Annotated in this window: 16 protein-coding genes and 1 tRNA gene; 5 read left to right on the top strand and 12 right to left on the bottom strand. The window is 61.4% G+C overall.

Annotated features, from left to right (window positions below):
* Positions 1-80 precede the first annotated feature (80 nt).
* Complete coding sequence (locus tag B9Y51_RS07350) at positions 81-1,112, bottom strand: ABC transporter substrate-binding protein (protein WP_158088271.1); 1,032 nt, start codon at positions 1,110-1,112, stop codon at positions 81-83.
* Between the two features lie 49 nt (positions 1,113-1,161).
* Positions 1,162-1,593, bottom strand: coding sequence for an NUDIX hydrolase (locus B9Y51_RS07345; protein ID WP_048682890.1), 432 nt, complete (start codon positions 1,591-1,593; stop codon positions 1,162-1,164).
* Between the two features lie 98 nt (positions 1,594-1,691).
* Here B9Y51_RS07345 and B9Y51_RS07340 point away from each other — a divergent pair, with 98 nt between their 5' ends.
* On the top strand, positions 1,692-2,720 hold the full coding sequence (locus B9Y51_RS07340; protein ID WP_065424318.1) for a mechanosensitive ion channel family protein: 1,029 nt from the start codon (positions 1,692-1,694) through the stop codon (positions 2,718-2,720).
* Here B9Y51_RS07340 and B9Y51_RS07335 read toward each other — a convergent pair.
* Entirely contained in the window at positions 2,662-3,543 is an 882-nt protein-coding gene (locus B9Y51_RS07335; protein ID WP_085529277.1) for a LysR substrate-binding domain-containing protein, read from the bottom strand. The two genes, B9Y51_RS07340 and B9Y51_RS07335, sit on opposite strands and share 59 nt — an antisense overlap.
* An 86-nt stretch (positions 3,544-3,629) precedes the next feature.
* Between B9Y51_RS07335 and B9Y51_RS07330 the strand changes: the two genes are divergently transcribed.
* Positions 3,630-3,702 (top strand) — tRNA-Ala (locus B9Y51_RS07330).
* A 43-nt stretch (positions 3,703-3,745) separates the two neighbouring features.
* Here B9Y51_RS07330 and B9Y51_RS07325 read toward each other — a convergent pair.
* The 4 genes from B9Y51_RS07325 to galU form a co-directional block, all read right to left on the bottom strand.
* Positions 3,746-4,246 (bottom strand): DedA family protein, encoded by a 501-nt coding sequence (locus tag B9Y51_RS07325; protein WP_085529276.1) that lies wholly within the window; start codon positions 4,244-4,246, stop codon positions 3,746-3,748.
* A 405-nt stretch (positions 4,247-4,651) separates the two neighbouring features.
* Positions 4,652-6,211 (bottom strand): CYTH and CHAD domain-containing protein, encoded by a 1,560-nt coding sequence (locus B9Y51_RS07320; protein WP_158088270.1) that lies wholly within the window; start codon positions 6,209-6,211, stop codon positions 4,652-4,654.
* A gap of 135 nt (positions 6,212-6,346) precedes the next feature.
* Complete coding sequence (locus B9Y51_RS07315) at positions 6,347-7,285, bottom strand: hypothetical protein (protein WP_085529274.1); 939 nt, start codon at positions 7,283-7,285, stop codon at positions 6,347-6,349.
* A gap of 349 nt (positions 7,286-7,634) precedes the next feature.
* Entirely contained in the window at positions 7,635-8,549 is a 915-nt protein-coding gene (gene galU / locus B9Y51_RS07310) for a UTP--glucose-1-phosphate uridylyltransferase GalU (protein ID WP_085529273.1), read from the bottom strand.
* Between the two features lie 185 nt (positions 8,550-8,734).
* Between galU and B9Y51_RS07305 the strand changes: the two genes are divergently transcribed.
* The 3 genes from B9Y51_RS07305 (at position 8,735) to B9Y51_RS07295 (ending at position 10,470) form a co-directional block, all read left to right on the top strand.
* Complete coding sequence (locus tag B9Y51_RS07305) at positions 8,735-9,352, top strand: 5-formyltetrahydrofolate cyclo-ligase (protein ID WP_048682610.1); 618 nt, start codon at positions 8,735-8,737, stop codon at positions 9,350-9,352.
* 53 nt (positions 9,353-9,405) lie between these two features.
* Positions 9,406-9,654: an FmdB family zinc ribbon protein gene (locus tag B9Y51_RS07300; RefSeq protein WP_048682613.1), complete on the top strand. Its 249-nt coding sequence runs from the start codon at positions 9,406-9,408 to the stop codon at positions 9,652-9,654.
* 189 nt (positions 9,655-9,843) lie between these two features.
* Positions 9,844-10,470: an SAF domain-containing protein gene (locus B9Y51_RS07295; protein ID WP_158088269.1), complete on the top strand. Its 627-nt coding sequence runs from the start codon at positions 9,844-9,846 to the stop codon at positions 10,468-10,470.
* An 8-nt stretch (positions 10,471-10,478) separates the two neighbouring features.
* Here B9Y51_RS07295 and B9Y51_RS07290 read toward each other — a convergent pair whose 3' ends face one another.
* The 5 genes from B9Y51_RS07290 to B9Y51_RS07270 all read right to left on the bottom strand — a co-directional run bounded on the left by B9Y51_RS07290 (position 10,479) and on the right by B9Y51_RS07270 (position 18,529).
* A complete protein-coding gene (locus B9Y51_RS07290; RefSeq protein WP_085529270.1) occupies positions 10,479-10,769 on the bottom strand; it encodes a hypothetical protein in 291 nt (96 codons plus the stop codon).
* Positions 10,766-15,058: a hypothetical protein gene (locus tag B9Y51_RS07285; protein WP_085529269.1), complete on the bottom strand. Its 4,293-nt coding sequence runs from the start codon at positions 15,056-15,058 to the stop codon at positions 10,766-10,768. The genes B9Y51_RS07290 and B9Y51_RS07285 overlap by 4 nt, the downstream gene beginning before the upstream one ends.
* Before the next feature lie 209 nt (positions 15,059-15,267).
* Positions 15,268-16,866 carry a glutamine-hydrolyzing GMP synthase gene (guaA, locus tag B9Y51_RS07280; RefSeq protein ID WP_085529268.1) on the bottom strand — a complete coding sequence of 533 codons (1,599 nt, stop codon included), beginning with the start codon at positions 16,864-16,866 and terminating at the stop codon, positions 15,268-15,270.
* 99 nt (positions 16,867-16,965) lie between these two features.
* Entirely contained in the window at positions 16,966-17,529 is a 564-nt protein-coding gene (locus tag B9Y51_RS07275) for a DUF3817 domain-containing protein (RefSeq protein ID WP_048682622.1), read from the bottom strand.
* The gene (locus B9Y51_RS07270; RefSeq protein ID WP_143468021.1) at positions 17,519-18,529 is read right to left on the bottom strand and encodes an SURF1 family protein; all 1,011 of its coding nucleotides are present in this window, start codon (positions 18,527-18,529) and stop codon (positions 17,519-17,521) included. Before B9Y51_RS07270 ends, B9Y51_RS07275 begins: the two co-directional genes overlap by 11 nt.
* Positions 18,530-18,556 lie beyond the last annotated feature (27 nt).

Genomic DNA, 18,556 nt, shown 5'->3' with positions numbered 1-18,556 from the left:
TCGGACAGATTACCCCTCGTCGCCGTGTATGAGGTGGTGTGTCATCCGTCTCGCGTCTAGATGACGCCTTCGTGAACCCCTTAGCCCTTGTTTTCTCGAAGCCAGAACGACGCAGCATCCTCGGATGAAATCGGCTGGTCACCAGAGGTCAGTTGGTCCAAGAAAACCAGATCAGAGGTGCCGATCTTGCCCGACAGCGAATTGATGGCGTCCTTGGCCGAATCGGGAACGTCGCTCTCCCGAATAATGGGGGTCACCTGTTGCGCCACAAAATTGGCTTTGGGGTCCTCCAAAATGAGGTAGTTATTTTCCGGGATGGAGCCCGATGCCGTGAAAATGTCGGCCACGTCCACTTCGCCGGCGGCAAGCTTATGGGACAGGTCCTCTTGGCTGTCGACCTCCACGAATTTCTTGGGAGTGCACCCGTACAAGTCCTTGAGGCCCTGCGCCCCGTACGTTTTCGCGGGGAACCCGGTCGGAACACCAAAGGTCAGGTTTTTGCACTGACCCGTCAAGTCGGCGATGGTGGAAAGCTTGTACTTGGCGGCCGTAATCCTATTGACCACCAAGGCATCCTTATTCTCGGCCGACGAGGCATTGAGCGTGGTTACCTCTTTCGGCAACACTTTGGGCAAAGTCGCCGAAATATCGCTGCTAGACATCCCGTGAATGTTGAATGCGGCCGTGGGTGTGGGCGTTGGTGTCGCCGATGCACTCGCCCGCGGATTAGTGCCGTCGCTCTCGCTGGGAGTCGGTGTGGCCGTGGCCTGCGGATTGTCTTTGCCACCGTGGGTCAGATCGAGCAGCAGGTTTCCGGAATAGTCCGGCACGATATCTGGCGAGGAATCCCCGCCGTCGTTCATGGTCCGGACGTATTCCTCCCGATTTTTCGGGGTATCGATGACTTCGGTTTTATACCCCGCGTCCCGGAGAATTCCGGCGTACAAATACGCGATCGTCTCGGTCTCTTGTGAGACCCCTTTACCGATTCGGATAGTTCGATATTCCGACGCCGAGGGGTCGGAGGTGACGCCGTTGCCTCCGGAACAACCAGTCAGCACGACCGCAAGGCTCGCCACCAGGGCGAGAATCGAAACTGACCAACGCTTCACCACGTCACTCCTCTAGTTCACACGGATAGTTAGGGGCCGATGCCGGGCCCTAATAGGCCAATCCATAATATTTCGCGGCGACCTCCACGAGGGAGACCTTACGAATCTTCGGCAAGTCGTCCAGCGGGATCCAGGCGACGTCGTCAGTGGAGCCTCCGATATCGGTCACTCCAGCGCGACCACCCGTGATGAATGCCCGATAGAGAATCCTCAGGCTGTGAAAAGGCTTGTCACGACCGTCGTCGTAGTACTTGCTGTCCACCCCGAGTATGCCGTCGAGGCGCACGCGATATCCGCTTTCCTCATAGGCTTCACGAATGACGGCCTCTTCCGCCGACTCACCGACTTCCAAACCGCCACCCGGCAACGTCCATCCCGCGCGTTCCGGATGCCGCTCTCCGGTCCAGTGGGTCAACAGAATTTTGCCTTGTTCGATGATCACCGCGTAAGCGGCGGGTCGTGTGTCCATCTGCAGAGCCATGGAGACAATCCTAGTGGGGCCCGCGTGAGCTTCCGTCCTCAGCAGACGATCAGCCCGCTATTAGTCACGGCTCAAGGCTTACGATTACGGTGGATTCCATGAATATCACCGCCGAGAATCCGCAGAATCTCTTGACGGACCTTTCTAGTTTGGAATTTTGGCTCGGCCACCCGCTGCGCATCGTGCTGATCTTCGTCATCGCGATCGCCCTGAACATGGTGGCGAGGTCCGTGATCCGAAAGGTCACCGAGGGCATCGCCCGTGGCACCCGGGTCCGGGTCGTGAGCAAGAAAAGCGCCGACGTCGCCCAGCCCAACACCACCCAGAATGAGTGGATTGAAGACGCCGTCACGGCCCGAAAGCGCCAATCACAGCGCGCCCAAACTGTGGGTTCTGTGCTCCGCTCCGTCGTGACGATCGTCATCTGGACCATTGCCGTCCTCATGATCATCTCCGAATTGGGCTTCAACATCGCTCCGGTGATCGCCAGTGCTGGTATTGCCGGTGTCGCTTTGTCCTTCGGCGCACAGTCGCTCGTCAAGGACTATCTGGCGGGAGTCTCCATCGTGGCCGAGGACCAGCTCGGCATTGGCGACGTCGTCGACCTGGGCGAAGCCAGTGGCACGGTCGAGTCGGTGGGTCTGCGCGTGACGCAGGTGCGTGACGTCGAAGGCACCCTCTGGCACGTCCGTAATGGGGAAATTCTGCGTGTGGGCAATAAATCGCAGGGCTGGGCGCGCACCATCGTGGATGTGCCCGTCCCCTACAACACCAATATCGAAGAGGTCACGGAGCTGCTCCTACATGCCGCACGTCAGGTCAAAAAGGAAACCGACATCGGCAAGTCCATTCGCGGCAAACCCGAGGTGTGGGGCATCGAGGAAATGACCGGCGAATACCTCACGTTGCGCATTGCGATTCGGACTGCCCCGCTACAACAGTGGGACGTCGCTCGAGTTCTCCGCATCTATGTCAAGAAGGCACTGGATCAGGATGGACTGCGCATACCTCTAATGAACCAATCCGTGATTCATGGAACGCAGAGCAACCCCATTGTGTCCGCGAACACTAACGCCTCGAGCCCCGAGTCGAGCCACGGCGACTCTTCGCAGGGCGGTTCGGCTTAGGCTTCGTTCGATTCGATGACGCCCGGCCCGGTTTTCCAGTAACCGCGGCCGGGCGTTGTGCATTCGCCCCGGCGTCTTTTCTCGACCGGCCGGTCGATCCGCCGCGCGAACTCGCCGACGTCCGCCCCCTCACGACGCCCACGAATTCTTGAAGAATGGCCTCATCGGGCTCCGGCCGTTCCAGGTCGCGCGGCCAAGCCAGTACGACGGGCCGTTCCCGCATACCGTCGACGGGGCGAAATGTAACGTCCTTTCGATGGTGATGCCGCGCTAAGGACATGGGCACGATGAGCAGGCCAATTCCCGCGGCCACCAGCTCGACGGCGTCGGCCGTGTCTCGCATCGGAGGCAACTTCTGCGGTTCAGCGTCATCCGCAGTAGCCCTGATGCTCGCCCACTCGGGAATGGACTCCGGCCGTTGCAGCATGAATTCCTCGGACAGCTCCTCGAGTGGAACCGTATCGAGCAAGGTCAGCACGTGATCGATGGGAAGGACGACGACCATCGTCTCCTCGTACAGCTTGACCGTGTGGAAACGGTCGCGATCGTTGAGCTTGGGCTCGTCGTCGGGTCGGGCTAGCACCATGTGAGCACGCTCTTGCTCCAAGGTTTCGACGCCACGGGCCGCACCTACCGGCAAGCGAGTCAGAGGGGTAGACCGAGAGAAACGGTCATCCCAGCGATCAAACCATTTGCCTGGCATGACGCCCGGAACGAACCCCACCGTAATACCCGCGGAGAGCGGACCGAGAAGTTCCGGAGCGGAAGGGTCATGGGCCTCGTCCGCAACGTTCGGCGCGCTCGGCTCTGGTACTTGAGTCATGCAGTCAATGTATCAGCGTGGGACCTTGGCCAGGACCGTCCGATTTGTCGAAAAAATCCCTCGGGAGTACTCTGGAGGGGTTGTACGGGGCTATAGCTCAGTTGGTAGAGCGTTTCGTTCGCAATGAAAAGGTCAGGGGTTCGATTCCCCTTAGCTCCACAAATGTAGGGACGCGGTCAGTGAACCGCGTCCCTTTTTTGGATCAGTGAGGATCCCGCGGAAGCTCGGACGATGCCTCGTCCCCCACGACGCGTGATCGGCGCCTCCAGTACCGCACCGCCACCACGGCCACGATCACCACGCCAATTGCCAAGACGGCGAACCAGGGCCGTTGCAACCAAGCCCACACCACGGCCATGCCAATGGTTCCGTAGATGACTCCCCACATGAGAGTTCCCACCAACATGGCCGGAATCCATCGGGGCAAAGGCATGCGAGTTAGCCCCGTCACCGCGAGGACAGCGGTCTGGAAGCCCACGGTCAGGTAACAGGCCGGGACCGCCAGTACGCCCCAGCGATGAACCACGGCCTCGGCTCGACGATAAATAGCGGAATCAAAGGCCAGATTGATGGTGGAGGCACGGCGTCCACCGGCAGAAGCGGCCCGTGCCAGGCCATAGATCGCGGAAGACCTCATGATCCCGCCGGACCAAAAGAAGAGGATCGCTATCCACAGATCCAGGCCCTCGATCCACTCGCGCATACCTTGACCTTACCGAATCACTCCGTGGAACCCGTATTCGCCCCTTTAGTGTGAGTGATATCCAACACAACTTGTGATCATCGGAGCCACGGAAGGCCCCATACTCCCCCGCTATTCCGCCAATTGGGGAACTTAACGACGCCTTGTCATCAAGAAACCCAAGGTAACCCTAACTTGGGGCTAGCGACCCACTTCTCAATTAGGTAATGTTTTCATTACCAAATAGCCGGGAGGCAAACCTGGGACGGTCCGGAACATTGGACTTAGCGCGGTTGGTGCCTCCGAATTGAGTGAAGACCTTCTTCCTGTGTGTGATGCAAAGGATGGCCCCGGGTACTCCCCGGGGCCATCCGCTTTAACCGTGCAAACGAATCGGGAGGTGGGCATTATCCCTCCCCGTTCGCGTCAGTCGAGCTCGTTCACCAAATCGAGTCCATGATCCAGGGATTTCTCCAAGTGAACCGCCGTCGCACCGGCAAGCACTCCCAGCGCGTACCGATCCTGTTTCCGACGCTGGAAGACTCGCGCGGCGTGATCCAGCCAATCCACCGCCGCCTTCAGATCCATGGTGCGGCCCAATTGCGACTGCAACTTCTTGGCATCGTGGCGTTCCGAACTGACCTCGTCGCGCTTCTTCTTAGGCACGGCCGACTCCGCCGACAAGGTATCGATGACGTAACGCAGCGATTTCGCGGCTTTCCGCACGTCGTGCAGGCCCTCAAGGGCCTCTTCCATGACCGGGTCCCCCTGGTCGCCAACTTTCCCACCACGACGGACCAAGCGCTCATTGAGCGCCGAAAGCATCGCCTTGGCGACCTTCTTTCCCGACCAGTCCGCGGCATGGGCCTCCAGAACCGGCTGGGCCGCGACGGCGCGCAATTCCGTGAGCACCGCGAGATGCTCCTCAGAACGCAATCGTGTGGTCGCAGAGCGCAAGGCCGCCGCCTCCTCCTCGACCAGCACCTCCGAGATCTCATCTCGGGCGACCTGGGTGAGTCGCTCCCATTGGTCGCTCTCACTAAGAACCTCGCGCACTACCTCGAGGTCGCGATACGGGCTCAAACTGCCACCGCTCGCCTTGAGGCCTTCTGAAAGCCTCTTCTCGGTATCTGCATCGATGATCCCTCGTAGACCCCGCAGGATGCTCCGGAGGCCGCGCAAACGAATACGGAGCTGATGCACCGAATCCTCGACGCCCGCGTGCACACCGAGGTCCAGTGCGGGGACGTCGTCGAGGTATTCGTGCAACGCTGCCGAAATGAGCTTCTGAGCTCCGGTCAACGCAGGCGTGGACTGAGCAGGCTGAGGCGACTCCTGGATCTCGATCTGAGCCGACTCGTCGAAGGCTGGGTCCTGGCCCAGCGCGCGGGCAATCTTGGCGGTCGCGGTGGACGACGTGGCGCCCGCACGCTTGAGAACCTTTTCGACCTTCTTAAAGACCTTGTTCTGGGCCTTCTCACCGAGGGTTTCATCCAACAGCTCAACTTCCCATTCCCGCCACTGACGCTCCGTGCCGGTCGAGAAATCCGTCGAATGAACGGTGTCGTCACACACCTCTGCGACCTCGCGGCCCTCGTCATCGCGAAGAACCGTCCGACGCCGCTGCGTGGTCAATTCAGCAATGGGCGCCAGTTCCTCGCCCAGGGTGATCCCGCCCAGCAGGGACGAGACGGCGGCCGGCATCGCGGACGACGTCTTAAGAAGGTCGTAGTGGACTTCGTGGCGCGTATCCCCGAGGGCAAATTTCACGTGCCAGCCTTCGTCATGCCCGCCACGACGACGCCGCACCACGACCCTGTTGGCGCCCAAGGCCCGCCCCGGGGTATCGAAGTAGGTTGCTTCCAGATGCTGGTCATCGGGGTGTTCGTCCGGCGTGAGGTGGTTCAGTTCGCTCAGGTCGGGGTGCACGTCCGCGTCGGCGGGTGCCTCGTACTTACGTTCAATTTCTTCGTGAGAGCTACTCATCGGCTGTCTTCTCTTTCTGCCGCGCTGCATCATTGCGGCCGTGGTTCGGTCCCTGCAATAACCCTATCGACAAAGCAACCCGCCGGTAGAGCCGGCGGGTTGCTTTCCATCACTTTTCGTTGAGCTGGGCGTGGATCATGCCCTGCGGCGAGAGAGAACATCGTCGAGATTGAGCTGCGACCGGCTGCTGTTGCCCTTTGAGGCAGCTTCCGTGACCGTCGTCGAGGTGGATTGAGGAGTTTCGGGAGCCACCGCCGGAGTAGGAGCCGGACGCCGCGCTTCGGGGGCGTCGATGTACATCGGCTTGGGCAATTCCACGGGCGACCATTCGCTCGTCGCAGGGGTGAACGCGATCGGCTTTCCCGCCGCGACTCGACGGGCCTGCTCCCGAAGAGTCTCGATATCCAGCCCAGGCTCTTCGACGAAGGGGACATTCTCAGAATGGTCGTACTCGGTCTGCGCAGGCGCTTCCTGGACAGAGGGCAGGCTCGCCGCAATTGTCTCGGAGTCGCGCTTCACATCACGATCCGAGGGGGCGCCTTCGGTACGGGCCGAACTGGTGCCTTCAGCGTTGAAGAAACTCTCCCGGTCCTTGACCACTAGGCCCTGCGTAGATTCCGGGGTCGACGCAAGCTGTTCAGCTTCATAATCTTCGGCCCACTCTGCAGAACGATCATCTGCGGGGACAGTTGCCGGACGAGCGACCGCCTGGCGGTCGGCCAAGGCAAGGTAGCGCAGGCTCACGAACGCCCCGAGACCCAGGATGAAAGCGAAGACCGGCAAGGTCCAGGAAACTGCGGTGATGGGCGCGAGAATTGCGGTCACAACGCCGGTGAGCAGCGCCGCCAGACCGAAGAGGGCAACTCCGGTACGACCCCAGCGAATGTGAGGTGTGGCGTTCTGGGCATGATCTGCCGTGCCGCTAGTCGTCTTTCGCGACGGACGCGGAACACGAACACCTTCCTGTCGAGGATTCTCGGCCGGGTGTACGGATTCTTCTTCCGTGATGCCACGCCGGGCCTCGACGTCGTCTGAGCTCACGTTTAGTGTGCTCGGGGACTGGTTACTGTACATGTCATTCCTTTGACGCAGTAGCACGTGGTCCCGGGGGAAGGCGGGTTCTGTGTCCTCCATAATATCGCTCGCGCTGACTTGCGCGACGACTGTTGGACGGCGACGTCGATCGATGACACGCACCGACCAAAAAACGACGACGAAAGCAACCACCAACAACAGGCTGGAAGCTGAAACCCATGAAAAAGACACGCTTGTAGTTTAGCCCGGAAATCACGCCCCAAGGGATTTCCAACAGGGTGTGTCACGCCCCTCATCCATGAATTTTTCGAGTGGTCAATTCACGAAAAACGAGGCGGGGCAACCCACCAGGGTGCCCCGCCTCGCACGGTTCGCTGTGAGTTCAGACCTAGCTTTCGGGAAGGGTCTCCACGAACTCCTTAAGCCAGCTCCGCAGGCCAGGGCCCAGATCGTCACGTTCTGCCGCGAGGATCACGTTGGCCTTGAGGTAGGACAGCTTGTCACCGGTGTCGAATCGACGTCCCTTGAAGATGACGCCGTAAACGCCATCGCCTTCGCCGGTGCCCTGCCCCATGGTTTCCAAGGCATCCGTCAGCTGAATTTCGTTACCGCGTCCGGGAGGAGTGTTCTCGAGAACATCGAAGACGTGCGGGTGCAGGACGTACCGTCCGATGATGGCCAAGTTCGAAGGAGCTTCCTCCGGCTTAGGCTTCTCCACCATGCCAGTAACCTTGACGTACTCTTCACCCTCCACGGCTTCCACCGCGGCGCAGCCGTAAGCGCTGATCTGGTCCTGAGGAACTTCCATGAGGGCGACGACGCTGCCACCCGTGGACTGCTGAGCAGTAATCATGCGCTCCAGCAGATCTTCTTTTTCATCGATGAGATCATCGCCCAGAAGCACCGCGAAGGGGTTATCCCCCACGTGGGTTTTGGCACGCAACACCGCGTGGCCCAGTCCCTTGGGGTCACCTTGGCGCAGGTAGTGCAGTTCGCCCAACGCCGTGGCCTGCTGCACCGATGCGAGAAGGGCATCCTTTCCCTGTTCCTTGAGGGAAGCCTCAAGATCGGGAATCCGGTCAAAATGATCCTCGAGGGCCCGTTTGGAACGCCCCGTAATCATGAGGATGTCTTCGAGACCTGCGGAAACAGCTTCCTGCACGACGTACTGAATAGCCGGCCGGTCCACCACCGGCAACATTTCCTTGGGGCTCGCCTTGGTGGCAGGTAAGAACCGTGTACCCAACCCTGCGGCCGGAATGACGGCTTTGGTGACGGGTTTTTGTGAATCATTTGCGGACATACAATTCAGAATAGCTGAGAGCCCTCGAAAATTCGGGAGTTTTGCCACCTTTCCGAGGCAATCCACCGGCCAAACATAGCCGTGACATGGTCACCGGAAGGTATTTCCCACCGGTCCAACAATCTTCCGGGTTACCACTTCGGTTGACGAGGGCTACATCGATTCGTCCGGAAAGGTCCCTCCAGATGCCCAATCCAGGCTCCGACAAGGCGCAATTGAGGCGCGACGTCCTTGAGTTGAGGGCGGAGCGCGTGAGATCGGACTCCACGGGAACAGTCCGACGTCGCCTCGCGGCTCAATGGCGGGATACCTTGCTCGACCTGGTGATGGGCCAGGTTTCGCGCGGAGAAACGGTTGCCGCCTTCCTACCGACGCCGTCGGAGCCTCCGCTTCACGAGGCCTTGACAGAGATTCACGCCGCTGGGAGGAACGTGATCGTGCCGATCACCTTGCCCCACCGCGTCATGCACTGGGTCGCGTGGAGCCCCCAGGTCGAGACGATCCGTAGCCCGTTCGGGATCGAGGAGCCCATCGGCCCCCGGCAAACCACCGAAGCGTTCGTCGGCTGCGCGCTCCGACTGGTCCCAGCGCTGGCATTCGACACCAACGGTGTTCGCTTAGGCTACGGCGGCGGGTATTACGACGCCGCACTTGCCGAAGCCGCCGCGGGACCGAACCCCGGTGCAGACGTAGGCATATGTTTCGCGGAGGAGATTTTTCCGAGCGGTACCGTGCCGGCAGAGGCTCATGACGCGCGCGTTGGACAGATCTGCACCGAACGCGGGTTAACGAGCCTCTCATGATGAGCCGTAGGATATAGGGCTGTACACCCCCTGGATTCCCGAGGAGCCCCTTCATGCCCGTCTACGCGTACGTCTGTAAGAACTGTCAGCACGCGTTCGATATCCGTCAGGCCTTCACGGACGACGCGCTCACCGAATGCCCGGAATGTGGCCAGAAGAGCCTTCGCAAAAAGTTCAACACCGTGGGTGTGAGCTTCAAGGGAAGCGGCTTCTACAGCACCGATTCAAAGTCGAGCGATTCCAACGTTTCGGGTTCGTCGTCGAGCTCGGGTTCGAGTTCTACGGCGTCCTCCGGGGAATAACTGGTCCGTCCACAGAATCATTCTCCCGTCGCGGGTTGACGAGTTATTCACCGTGGGACGGCGTTTGCCACCGCATCGCGGGCGGCTACTCACCGAGCATGCGATTCTCGGGTCATGTGGACCAAGATATTCCCTCGCTCGCAACGGCCTCGAAGGACTATCCCTCTGCGCGTCAGGATCCGAAGCCGCTTGAGTCGCCGCTCGCGCACCCTCGGAATTCTCCTCATCGTCGGGTCATCGCTCGTCGGAATGTTCTGGCCCAGTCGGGATGCCTCAGAAAAGTCCCACATCGTGGTGGCCGCCAAGGATCTCCCCATAGGGCACCGCATCGAGCCATCGGACCTCAGAACCGTGGAGGTCATGGGAGCTTTATCGGAGAATCTCCCGCGCGATCCACCAAATCCCGAGTCGGTGGAACAGCGCACGCTGGCCGTACCGGTCATGCGAGATCAGCCTGTGTTTTCGTCCATGCTGGTCTCCCCGGAACTCACGGAACACCTAGCGGAGGGGCTAGTGGCCGTGGCGGTGCGCGTCAGGGATCCCGAGGCAGTCTCCTTATTGGGCCCGGGAGCCTCCGTCCGAGTGTTGAGTCATGACGATCACGGACCAGTACGGACCACCGACGCGATTCTCATTTGGTCCTCCAGGAGTGAAGACACCCCATCGACGTGGGCCTCTGGAGACCCCGGCAAGAACGTCGTCTTTCTGGGAGCCGACTCGGAATCTGCGGCCGTCCTGGGTTCGACGCCCGACGAAGTACTGATCGTGGCCCGTCCCCAGGCCGTCAGCGGATCTGAGCCAGGAAAGCAACGCTGATGACCAGATCAGCCCCAGTGCGGGGGTCGTTGCTCCAGGATCCACCGGCCACGATCATCCAGCTTGTCTCGCGAAGCACCGTCCCTTGTCGGGAGGGAAGCCGACAATCCACCGGAGGACGCCATCCCGAATCCGGCCAGGCGTTCGGGTTCGCCCTGGCTGATGTCCGTTCCGCCGGTCGCGCGCCGGGGTCCCTTGTGACGGTAGCGACGGCGAGCTTGATCTCGTCCGTCGCCACCGTCATCGGATCCCGACGAATCGGCAGAACGCTTGGAGGAGCCAGCGTCCCCGGAGGTCACGAGTCCTTCTCCGCGGCAGGAGCCTCGAGCCCGAGATATCCCAGAATGCGGTTGGCCACGAATTGAGGATCGGTAAAAACATCTACCGTCCAGAGTGATGCGTGGTTCCAGCCAGTCCGTTCCAGCCGCTCGGGCCGCAGTCGGGAACGTTCCCGGACCGACGACGCGGCGTAACGAGGTGTGCCATCGGTCGAAATACCCACGGGAAGACGCAAGCCATGCGAGCTTTGTCCGTCCCGGTCCCCTGCCGTCCGAGCCCGAGGACTAGGCACGGCCCCCGCTGACAGCGACTCGGTGGCGGCTGTGGCGATGCCGTCGACTTCCTGTCCCGGCGTCAATGCCACTTCCGCGCCGGCACGACGCAAACGGTGTGCCAGGTCCGCGAGGAGCCAATCGGATTTGTACTCTTCTTCCTGAACATCGTGCACGGAGAGGAAGTCACTTCCGGCATGTTCCGTCGTCAGGATGGAGGAGACGGCCTCCTCACCATCCGAGCCCTCGTGCGCCTTGTCGTACTCGTCCAAGAACGCGACAAGGTCTTTCATGCCTCCCGTGAGTTCGGCTTCCTGGAGACTCTCGAGATCCAAGGAGCTGACCACTCGGGTCTGGAAGCGTCCCGTCGTCATCGCCTTAACGAACCGCTGGCGACCGCGTTCCTCGGCCAACTGGCCGAAGTGCGAGGCACGGGAGCCGGCCGCCGGAGCGACGCCCAGGGAGAAAATCACGCAATCGCGAGTCACACCCTGCGCGCGGGCAAGGTCCAAGATCCGGAACGGTTCCAATCCGGGCTCGAAGAACTCCCGAAGTTCTGGGTGGCTCTCCAGACCCAACCGGACACCTTCGGCAATGCGGGCCGCGTGTCGGGTGCTCACCGTAAGGACCGCCAGCGACTGTCGAGGATTGCGAGCCGCATGGTCAAAGACCATCTCCACGACGGCCCTGACTTCAGCCTTGGGAGACTCAATGATCGGAGCGCCCACGTGGTCGTCTGGCTGAGGATCCCGAAGATAGTCCACGACGATGGACCGCTGCGGCGAGACCGCCTCCTCGCCGTATGGCATGGTCTCCAGCTCGCCGGCGTAGAAGGCCCGATTCAGATAGGAAACCAGGGTTTGGTCGCGTGCCTCGTGGATTCGACGAAGAGAGGTTCCTGGGACCACCTGAGATAAGACGTCCAGGACAGACTCGACGGAATCGGTGGAGGCGTGTTGGTCCCCGCCCGTCGTCGGCGAAACGATGAAGGGCTGCGGGTAACCAGCGTGCTCGTCACCAAAGGCGACGACCTGGTCAGTGCGGGCCAACGCGGCGAGGCAAGTCCCGAAAGGAGTGGACTCCGCATCCAGGACGACGACCGCGTCGGCCCGGGCAGAAGACGGCAGAGCCCTTCCGACACCGAAGGGACTCGAAAGCCACAGCGGACGCAGGCCAGCGACGACGTCTGGGGCACGGTCGAAGTATCCCGCCAACCCGATGGGGGCTCCCTTGAGAATCTGACGGAGTTCACGCGCCTGGACCGGTTTCAGCTGGACCCGGCGATTCCACCCGCGAGCAGCGCTGTAGCGCACCCGGGACGGGCCGGAAGCAATGTGAGCGGCGTCGGAACGCCGGAACGTGGACTCCCACTGGGCCAGCGACTTCCCGCTGACGAGGTTGACCTCGGGACGGTCCAACATGATTTCAAAGGCCGATTGCCACCAGGCAAGATCCAATTCGGCTCCCACCTGGGGGCCTGGAACATGACGCTCCTCGAGATCTGCCAGCAGCTCTTCGAGGCCCTTGCCCCGAAGAATGTGCATCAAGCGATCGCGCTCGGGCAAGGTATCCAGCACAAAGCGATCATTGGCCATCGCCTCGAAGGTCTCCAAGAGCTCCGAGATGGAGAGGGCGAAGTAGTCCTTGCGGGACGGGCTTTCTTCCATCACGATCGCCAGGTCACTGATGTCGTCAGACAACCGACCATAGGCAGTGAGCATCTCTTCCAGCTGCCCCGGCAACTGGACGGTTCGTCCTTCGAGAGCCCACTCCTGCCACTGCTCCCGCTGCTCCTGAACGGTGATGAGGGCCTGGTGCAGATCGTCGATGTGAACTTGAGGAACGATGTATTCCTTGGCCGCCCGGCGCAATCGCGAGCGCTGGAGCGCCGACATCTCGATACCGCGCTCACGACGCCACGTCGCCGAGGCGGTGGCGGCGATCAAGTCGGTGACGGGGCGCAGGAAGATATCCCGATTAAACCTCTTCAACGAGCCTCGGATTCCATCAAGCAGGTTCAGCTGTCTCTTCCACCCGGCCAACGTATTCTCCGGGGAAAGACCGATCGACTCGAAGCTGGTGCCGATCTCGGACCGCAAGGACCTGGTCTGCTCGAGGATCTCCCGCACGAGGGCACGCGCCTGCTTGGTTTCCTCCGTGTTGACGAGCCGCGCTCCGTACCATGGTGCGGTTCGTGTTGTGGGGTTGAAGGCTCGCAGTTCGGCTGCTCGTTCCAGCTGTGCCACGGTCTCTTCGCGGTCCACTGTGGCGTCCATGACGGCGCGCTTGAATCGGACCCGGGTGGACGGCGCATTTTCACGCGAGGTGAGTTCCGCGAGGGTCTGCATCGCCTGCAAAGGCGAAACGCCCCAGCGCTCGTCGCGCCACCGTAGCGACTCGACGTGCTGGACGAGCTTGCGGCGGCTCTCTACGAGGTCTTCGTGCAGTCCCGAGAGCCTCGGCTCCACGGCCTTTTCATAACGAACAATCGATTCGATGAAGTCCCTGGTGAGGCCCTCCGGCGAATGCTCTTCACCGATCTCCAACGTGAGGTCGTCGAGGCCGAGCTCGGCAAGACGACGGCGAACGTTCGCCAAGGTCTCCCGGCGTTCCGCCAAAACCATGACGGATTTGCCTTCGGCCAAGAGCCCGGCCACCACGTTCAAGGCCGCACGAAGGTGTTGCGTGCCCGCGGGAGCCGTCACGGTCATCGACTCCCCCGCCCGGGCCCGCTGAACAATCTCGGACACGCGCTCGTCGGCGTCGTACACCAAGACCTCGTCGGCGGGGTTAACCTCATCGGGCGGCACCGGCGTCGTCGCGAATTCTCGCCGAGTGCGCGGTTTGTTGATCTGAGCGCGATTCAGGTGAGAAACGTCCCTCAGGAGTCCGGATTCCGCGCTAGTCGGCAATGACCCAACCGTGTCGGACAGATCCGCGAACGTGGAAATCACGGTTCGCGCCTCAATGTGCATCCCGGGCACGTCCATGCAGACGGCCCGCAAAGCTTCGAGGACCGCGTCGGGCGTGAGGCGTGATCCCGACGTCGCTTTACGATGCACTCCCTCGGCATAAAGGTCGATTCCGAAATCGCGGCGCAACTGGCGGACCATTGCCGGATTGAGCCTCGCGGGCCCATTGATCCTCAGCTCGAAGTCGTCGCCGTCAGGGTGAGGGTTGATGACGATCGGCGCGAGGAGAACCGGAGCAATATGGCGGCGTTCACCCCGGGCGCCATCGGGAGTCCCCGAGGGGTTGCGTGAAGCAAACCACGACGCCGTGCCCGCCGCGAGGTAGCCGGCGTCGAGACCGTGATCCGCGTCCAATTCAAAAATCTTGGCTCGGATGGCCCGCGCGGCGCGGACACCGTTGGTGAAGGTCGCACGATCGCGAAGGATCGTGGACAGACGAGTCTTGCGACCAGCCAGCAACTGCGCATAGCCGGACGGGTTGGAATCGGTCAGGTCAATGTGAACGTTGTCGACCAGGTTGAAGTCCAGCAACGCGTCCGGACCGGTGTACACGTCCACCTGGTGTAGCCACCGTTCCAGCAAGAGTTCATGCTCGGCGTTGGATTCCACCGTCGTTGGGTTCTCCGTGGCGGGTTGAGGGTCGGAGTCCTCCCTCTCTGTGACCGACGGTTGTGACTCTGCGGGAGATTTCTCGGGGCGCACGCGGGATTCCGCAATGGGTCGTTCGTCTGCCCTCGAGGCCGCTTCATGGTCCGACTGCGGCGAGTCGGCGGTCGGGGCATCATCGCCCGGCGTCGTGGCCCACGTCGTCATCGAATCGAGAGATCCCGGATCCGCGGCTTCCGCACCGGCGGTTCCGACCCGGGCGATGTGCACGTTGCGCTCGCCCGCCGGGGCCTCGTCGTCGCTGACCTCGCTCTGCGAGGCATCACGGTTGAGGGTCTCGTCCGACGTCGTCTCAACGCGCTGTGGGGTAGCCCAGGGAACCGACGTTCGCGAGGAATTCGACGCCGAGTCCTTCGACGGGTCATTCTCGTGCTGCTCGGCGGGATCTGGCTTCGTCACGTTGCCTCTGCTTCCGTGTGGTCGGACGGTGTTCGCACATCGATGGGCGGCCGAAACCGGCGCACCACATCTATAGTATGAGGTCCGCTCCTCCGATGTCGCACTCGAAGAGAATTCCATCCCCTTTAAAGCACCACGGCCCGCCGCGCACGGGGCGAAGCGGGCCGTGGAAGACCGTGGGATTCAGCCGGCGGGCGTGGCCCAGACTGTTACTCCCACTCGATGGTTCCCGGAGGCTTAGAGGTCACGTCAAGCACCACGCGATTAACCTCTTCCACCTCGTTGGTAATGCGATTCGAGATCCGAGCCAGCAGGTCGTACGGGAGGCGAGACCAGTCGGCGGTCATGGCATCTTCCGAAGACACCGGCCGCAACACGATCGGGTGACCATAGGTACGACCATCGCCCTGAACACCGACGGAACGGACTTGCGACAACAGGACAACGGGCATCTGCCAGACTTCTTCATCCAGTCCCGCCCGGGTCAGCTCGGCCCGTGCGATGGCGTCGGCCGCACGCAAGACCGTGAGGTTCTCTCGCGTCACTTCGCCGATGACACGAATCCCCAGGCCGGGCCCGGGGAAAGGCTGCCGGGCCACGATCTTTTCGGGAACGCCCAATTCCCGACCAATCGCGCGGACTTCGTCCTTAAACAGCGTGCGCAATGGTTCGACGAGATCGAAAGCCAGGTCATCGGGTAGGCCGCCCACGTTGTGGTGCGACTTGATGTTGGCCGCGCCCTCGCCACCGCCGGACTCCACGACGTCGGGATAGAGGGTCCCCTGGACCAAGAACTTGATGTCTTCGCCCGAGCCGCCGGCCTCGGCCACGAGCTTTCGCTGCGCCGCCTCGAAGGACCGAATAAACTCGCGGCCGATCGCCTTGCGCTTCGTCTCGGGATCGCTCACACCGGCTAAGGCGTTCAAGAAGCGGTCGGACTCGTCGATCGTGACGACCTTGATGCCCATCGTCTCGGCGTAGTCCTGCTCCACCTGTTCGCGTTCTCCTTCTCGAAGGAGCCCGTGATCGATGAAAAAGCATGTCAGTTGGTCGCCGACGGCACGGTGTACGAGTGCCGCGGCCACCGAGCTATCGACGCCGCCGGACAGGGCACAGATCACTTTGGCGTCCCCCACCTGGTGGCGAATCTTCTCGACCTGCTCGTCGATGACGTTGCCCGTCGTCCACGTGGGCTTCAATCCCGCCACGTTGAAGAGGAAATTTTCGAGAATCTGCTGCCCGAAGTCCGAGTGCTTGACCTCGGGGTGCCACTGCACGCCGCCAAGCTTCCGAGCCTCGTTGACGAACGCCGCGACAGGGGCACCTTCCGTGCTGGCCAGCACCTCAAAACCGCTGGGAGCCTCGGTGACCGAGTCGCCGTGACTCATCCACACGTTCTGAGTCACCGGTGTACCGCCAAGGAAGGAAACTCCCCCACCCGTCAAGGTGGCATCGGTGGCGCCGTACTCCCGCAGCCCTGTCTTGGCCACAGTTCCGCCGAGCGTCTGAGCCATGACCTGGAACCCGTAGCAGATGCCGAATACCGGCACGCCAGAGTTGTACAGATCGGGATGTCCGGCCGGGGCGCCGTCGGCGTAGACGCTCGAAGGACCGCCGGAAAGGACGATCGCCGCTGGGTTCTTGGCGAGCATGTCCTCTGCGGACATCGTGTGCGGAACGATTTCCGAATAGACGTTCGCGTCACGGACGCGCCGCGCAATCAACTGCGCGTATTGGGCGCCGTAGTCAACGACCAGGACGGGGCGCTCTTCCAGCTCCGTTGGTGCCGAGGTTTCGGATAGGGTCACTGCCTTACCTTCGTGGTTGGAATGGATGCGTGCACGTAGCTCCGGGTTCGCCGAGCTCCACGACCTTCAGTCTAGGACACCCCGACTCACCTCACACGGCTAGTACCGCTTGGTGGACTTGGGATTCGCGGCCACCTGGGCCACGGTTTCGCGGTGAATCTTTCGTTCAACGATGAAAGACAAGAACGGCACGACGCCGCCCAAAGCCATCACGATCAGCTGAGCCAACGGCCACCGCATCAAAAGCCACAGCCGGAAGCACGCGAGCAGGTAGATCACGTAGAACCAGCCGTGGACAATCAGTACGCCGGTAGAAATGTTGAGTCCGCCCGTGAGGTTCCCAGTATTCCGGTTGAGCCAGCCTAAGGCGACGTTCTCGCCGGTCGCTGCGTTGGTGGCGCCAGCCATCAGGTCGTAGCCGAACACGTAACGAGTAATCATCTCGACGACGAGCAAGAGCAAGAATGTGCCGGAAATCCAGGCGCAGTACTTATAAATCGACAGGGCACCCCGGATTTGAGCCTGTGTACCGCCGAATTTGCGTCGCGTGACTCGGACCGGTCCGGCTTTGCCAGGCGTAGCTTCCTCGGGTAGCGGCACTCGCTTACCGTCGGTACGTTCTACGGGCCTCGGTCGATTCTCAGGTGTGGGGTTATCGGTCACCGTGATTACCTCGTTGCTGGTTGTGAGCCGCATTCACCTGGGAATGACCAGATGCGGCCGTGGTGGAAGAATCCGTGGCGTCCGGTTCGTCGTAGTAGTAATACCGGTCGTGCTCGGAATCGTAATAGTAGTGGCGCCCCGTCTCCTCTTCGAAAAAGAGATTCTCGTGGTGGGAGGGAGCGAACTCGTAGTACTTCTCTGGATGCGTCCGACGTTCGTGGTCGTCGGAGAGCAGCCGCCACCAGAGGAAGATCGCGAATACTGCGAAGACGACCCACTCGATGGCGTAGAAAATATTCAGCCAGTTCACCGAATGGTCTACGACTTGCTCAGTGTGGATCTTCTCGAGGCCGTCATGTGGAGAAGCCAGCGTAGCGTCGTTGCGCACTTTTCCGTCGTCGGTCAGGGGAACCGATTCATTTCCGGTAGTCTCCGACGTCGCGGTGACGGTTCCGGCATACAACGGGGTATTCCACACGTTGGTGAGTTGCGCCGTGGCGGCGGAGCCCAAGACTTCGGTGGATCCTGCTTTCTTGCTCGTCACGGGGCCTTCGTTCGCCACCAGGCGGCCGGTCACCGTCACCGGCCCTTGGGGCTCCTGAGTGATGGCATGGGGATCGGGGTTCGTGGTAAATCCACGTGCCACGGCGACGGAGTACTTTTCGTGTCCTTGGGTCGCGGTATCGTCCGTCTGAAGCTGGCTGACGACCCAGTACCCCTTGGTCCCATCATTGACGCGGTTTTCGACGAGCCGACTCGATTTCTCGACATAGTGCCCCTTCACGATGACCATCGAGTCCGCCTGGCTGGCCAACACGGGCGTCAAAGGCTGGGCAACCTCTTCCAGCGGGCGCGCGGTCTCTTTGGCCGGGTTGGCATCGATCTGGTGCGAATCGGCCGATCCGAGTTGCCACTGGCTCAGGAGCATGAATCCTGTGGCCAAGGCGAGGGCCAACACCAGCGCCCCTAACCATCGAGGCGTGAAGGCTAATTTGAGCACGTCGTCCAGTCTATCGGTTGAGCTTGA

Source organism: Kocuria massiliensis (assembly GCF_900169715.1).
Taxonomy (GTDB): domain Bacteria; phylum Actinomycetota; class Actinomycetes; order Actinomycetales; family Micrococcaceae; genus Rothia; species Rothia massiliensis.
This window is presented reverse-complemented; position numbering and strand designations above follow the sequence as displayed.

Coding starts and splice junctions, on each gene's coding strand:
- B9Y51_RS07345 (WP_048682890.1), bottom strand. CDS start 1,593: ATGGCTCTGCAGATGGACACACGACCCGCCGCTTACGCGGTGATCATC.
- B9Y51_RS07340 (WP_065424318.1), top strand. CDS start 1,692: ATGAATATCACCGCCGAGAATCCGCAGAATCTCTTGACGGACCTTTCT.
- B9Y51_RS07335 (WP_085529277.1), bottom strand. CDS start 3,543: ATGACTCAAGTACCAGAGCCGAGCGCGCCGAACGTTGCGGACGAGGCC.
- B9Y51_RS07325 (WP_085529276.1), bottom strand. CDS start 4,246: ATGCGCGAGTGGATCGAGGGCCTGGATCTGTGGATAGCGATCCTCTTC.
- B9Y51_RS07320 (WP_158088270.1), bottom strand. CDS start 6,211: ATGAGTAGCTCTCACGAAGAAATTGAACGTAAGTACGAGGCACCCGCC.
- B9Y51_RS07315 (WP_085529274.1), bottom strand. CDS start 7,285: ATGTACAGTAACCAGTCCCCGAGCACACTAAACGTGAGCTCAGACGAC.
- galU (WP_085529273.1), bottom strand. CDS start 8,549: ATGTCCGCAAATGATTCACAAAAACCCGTCACCAAAGCCGTCATTCCG.
- B9Y51_RS07305 (WP_048682610.1), top strand. CDS start 8,735: ATGCCCAATCCAGGCTCCGACAAGGCGCAATTGAGGCGCGACGTCCTT.
- B9Y51_RS07300 (WP_048682613.1), top strand. CDS start 9,406: ATGCCCGTCTACGCGTACGTCTGTAAGAACTGTCAGCACGCGTTCGAT.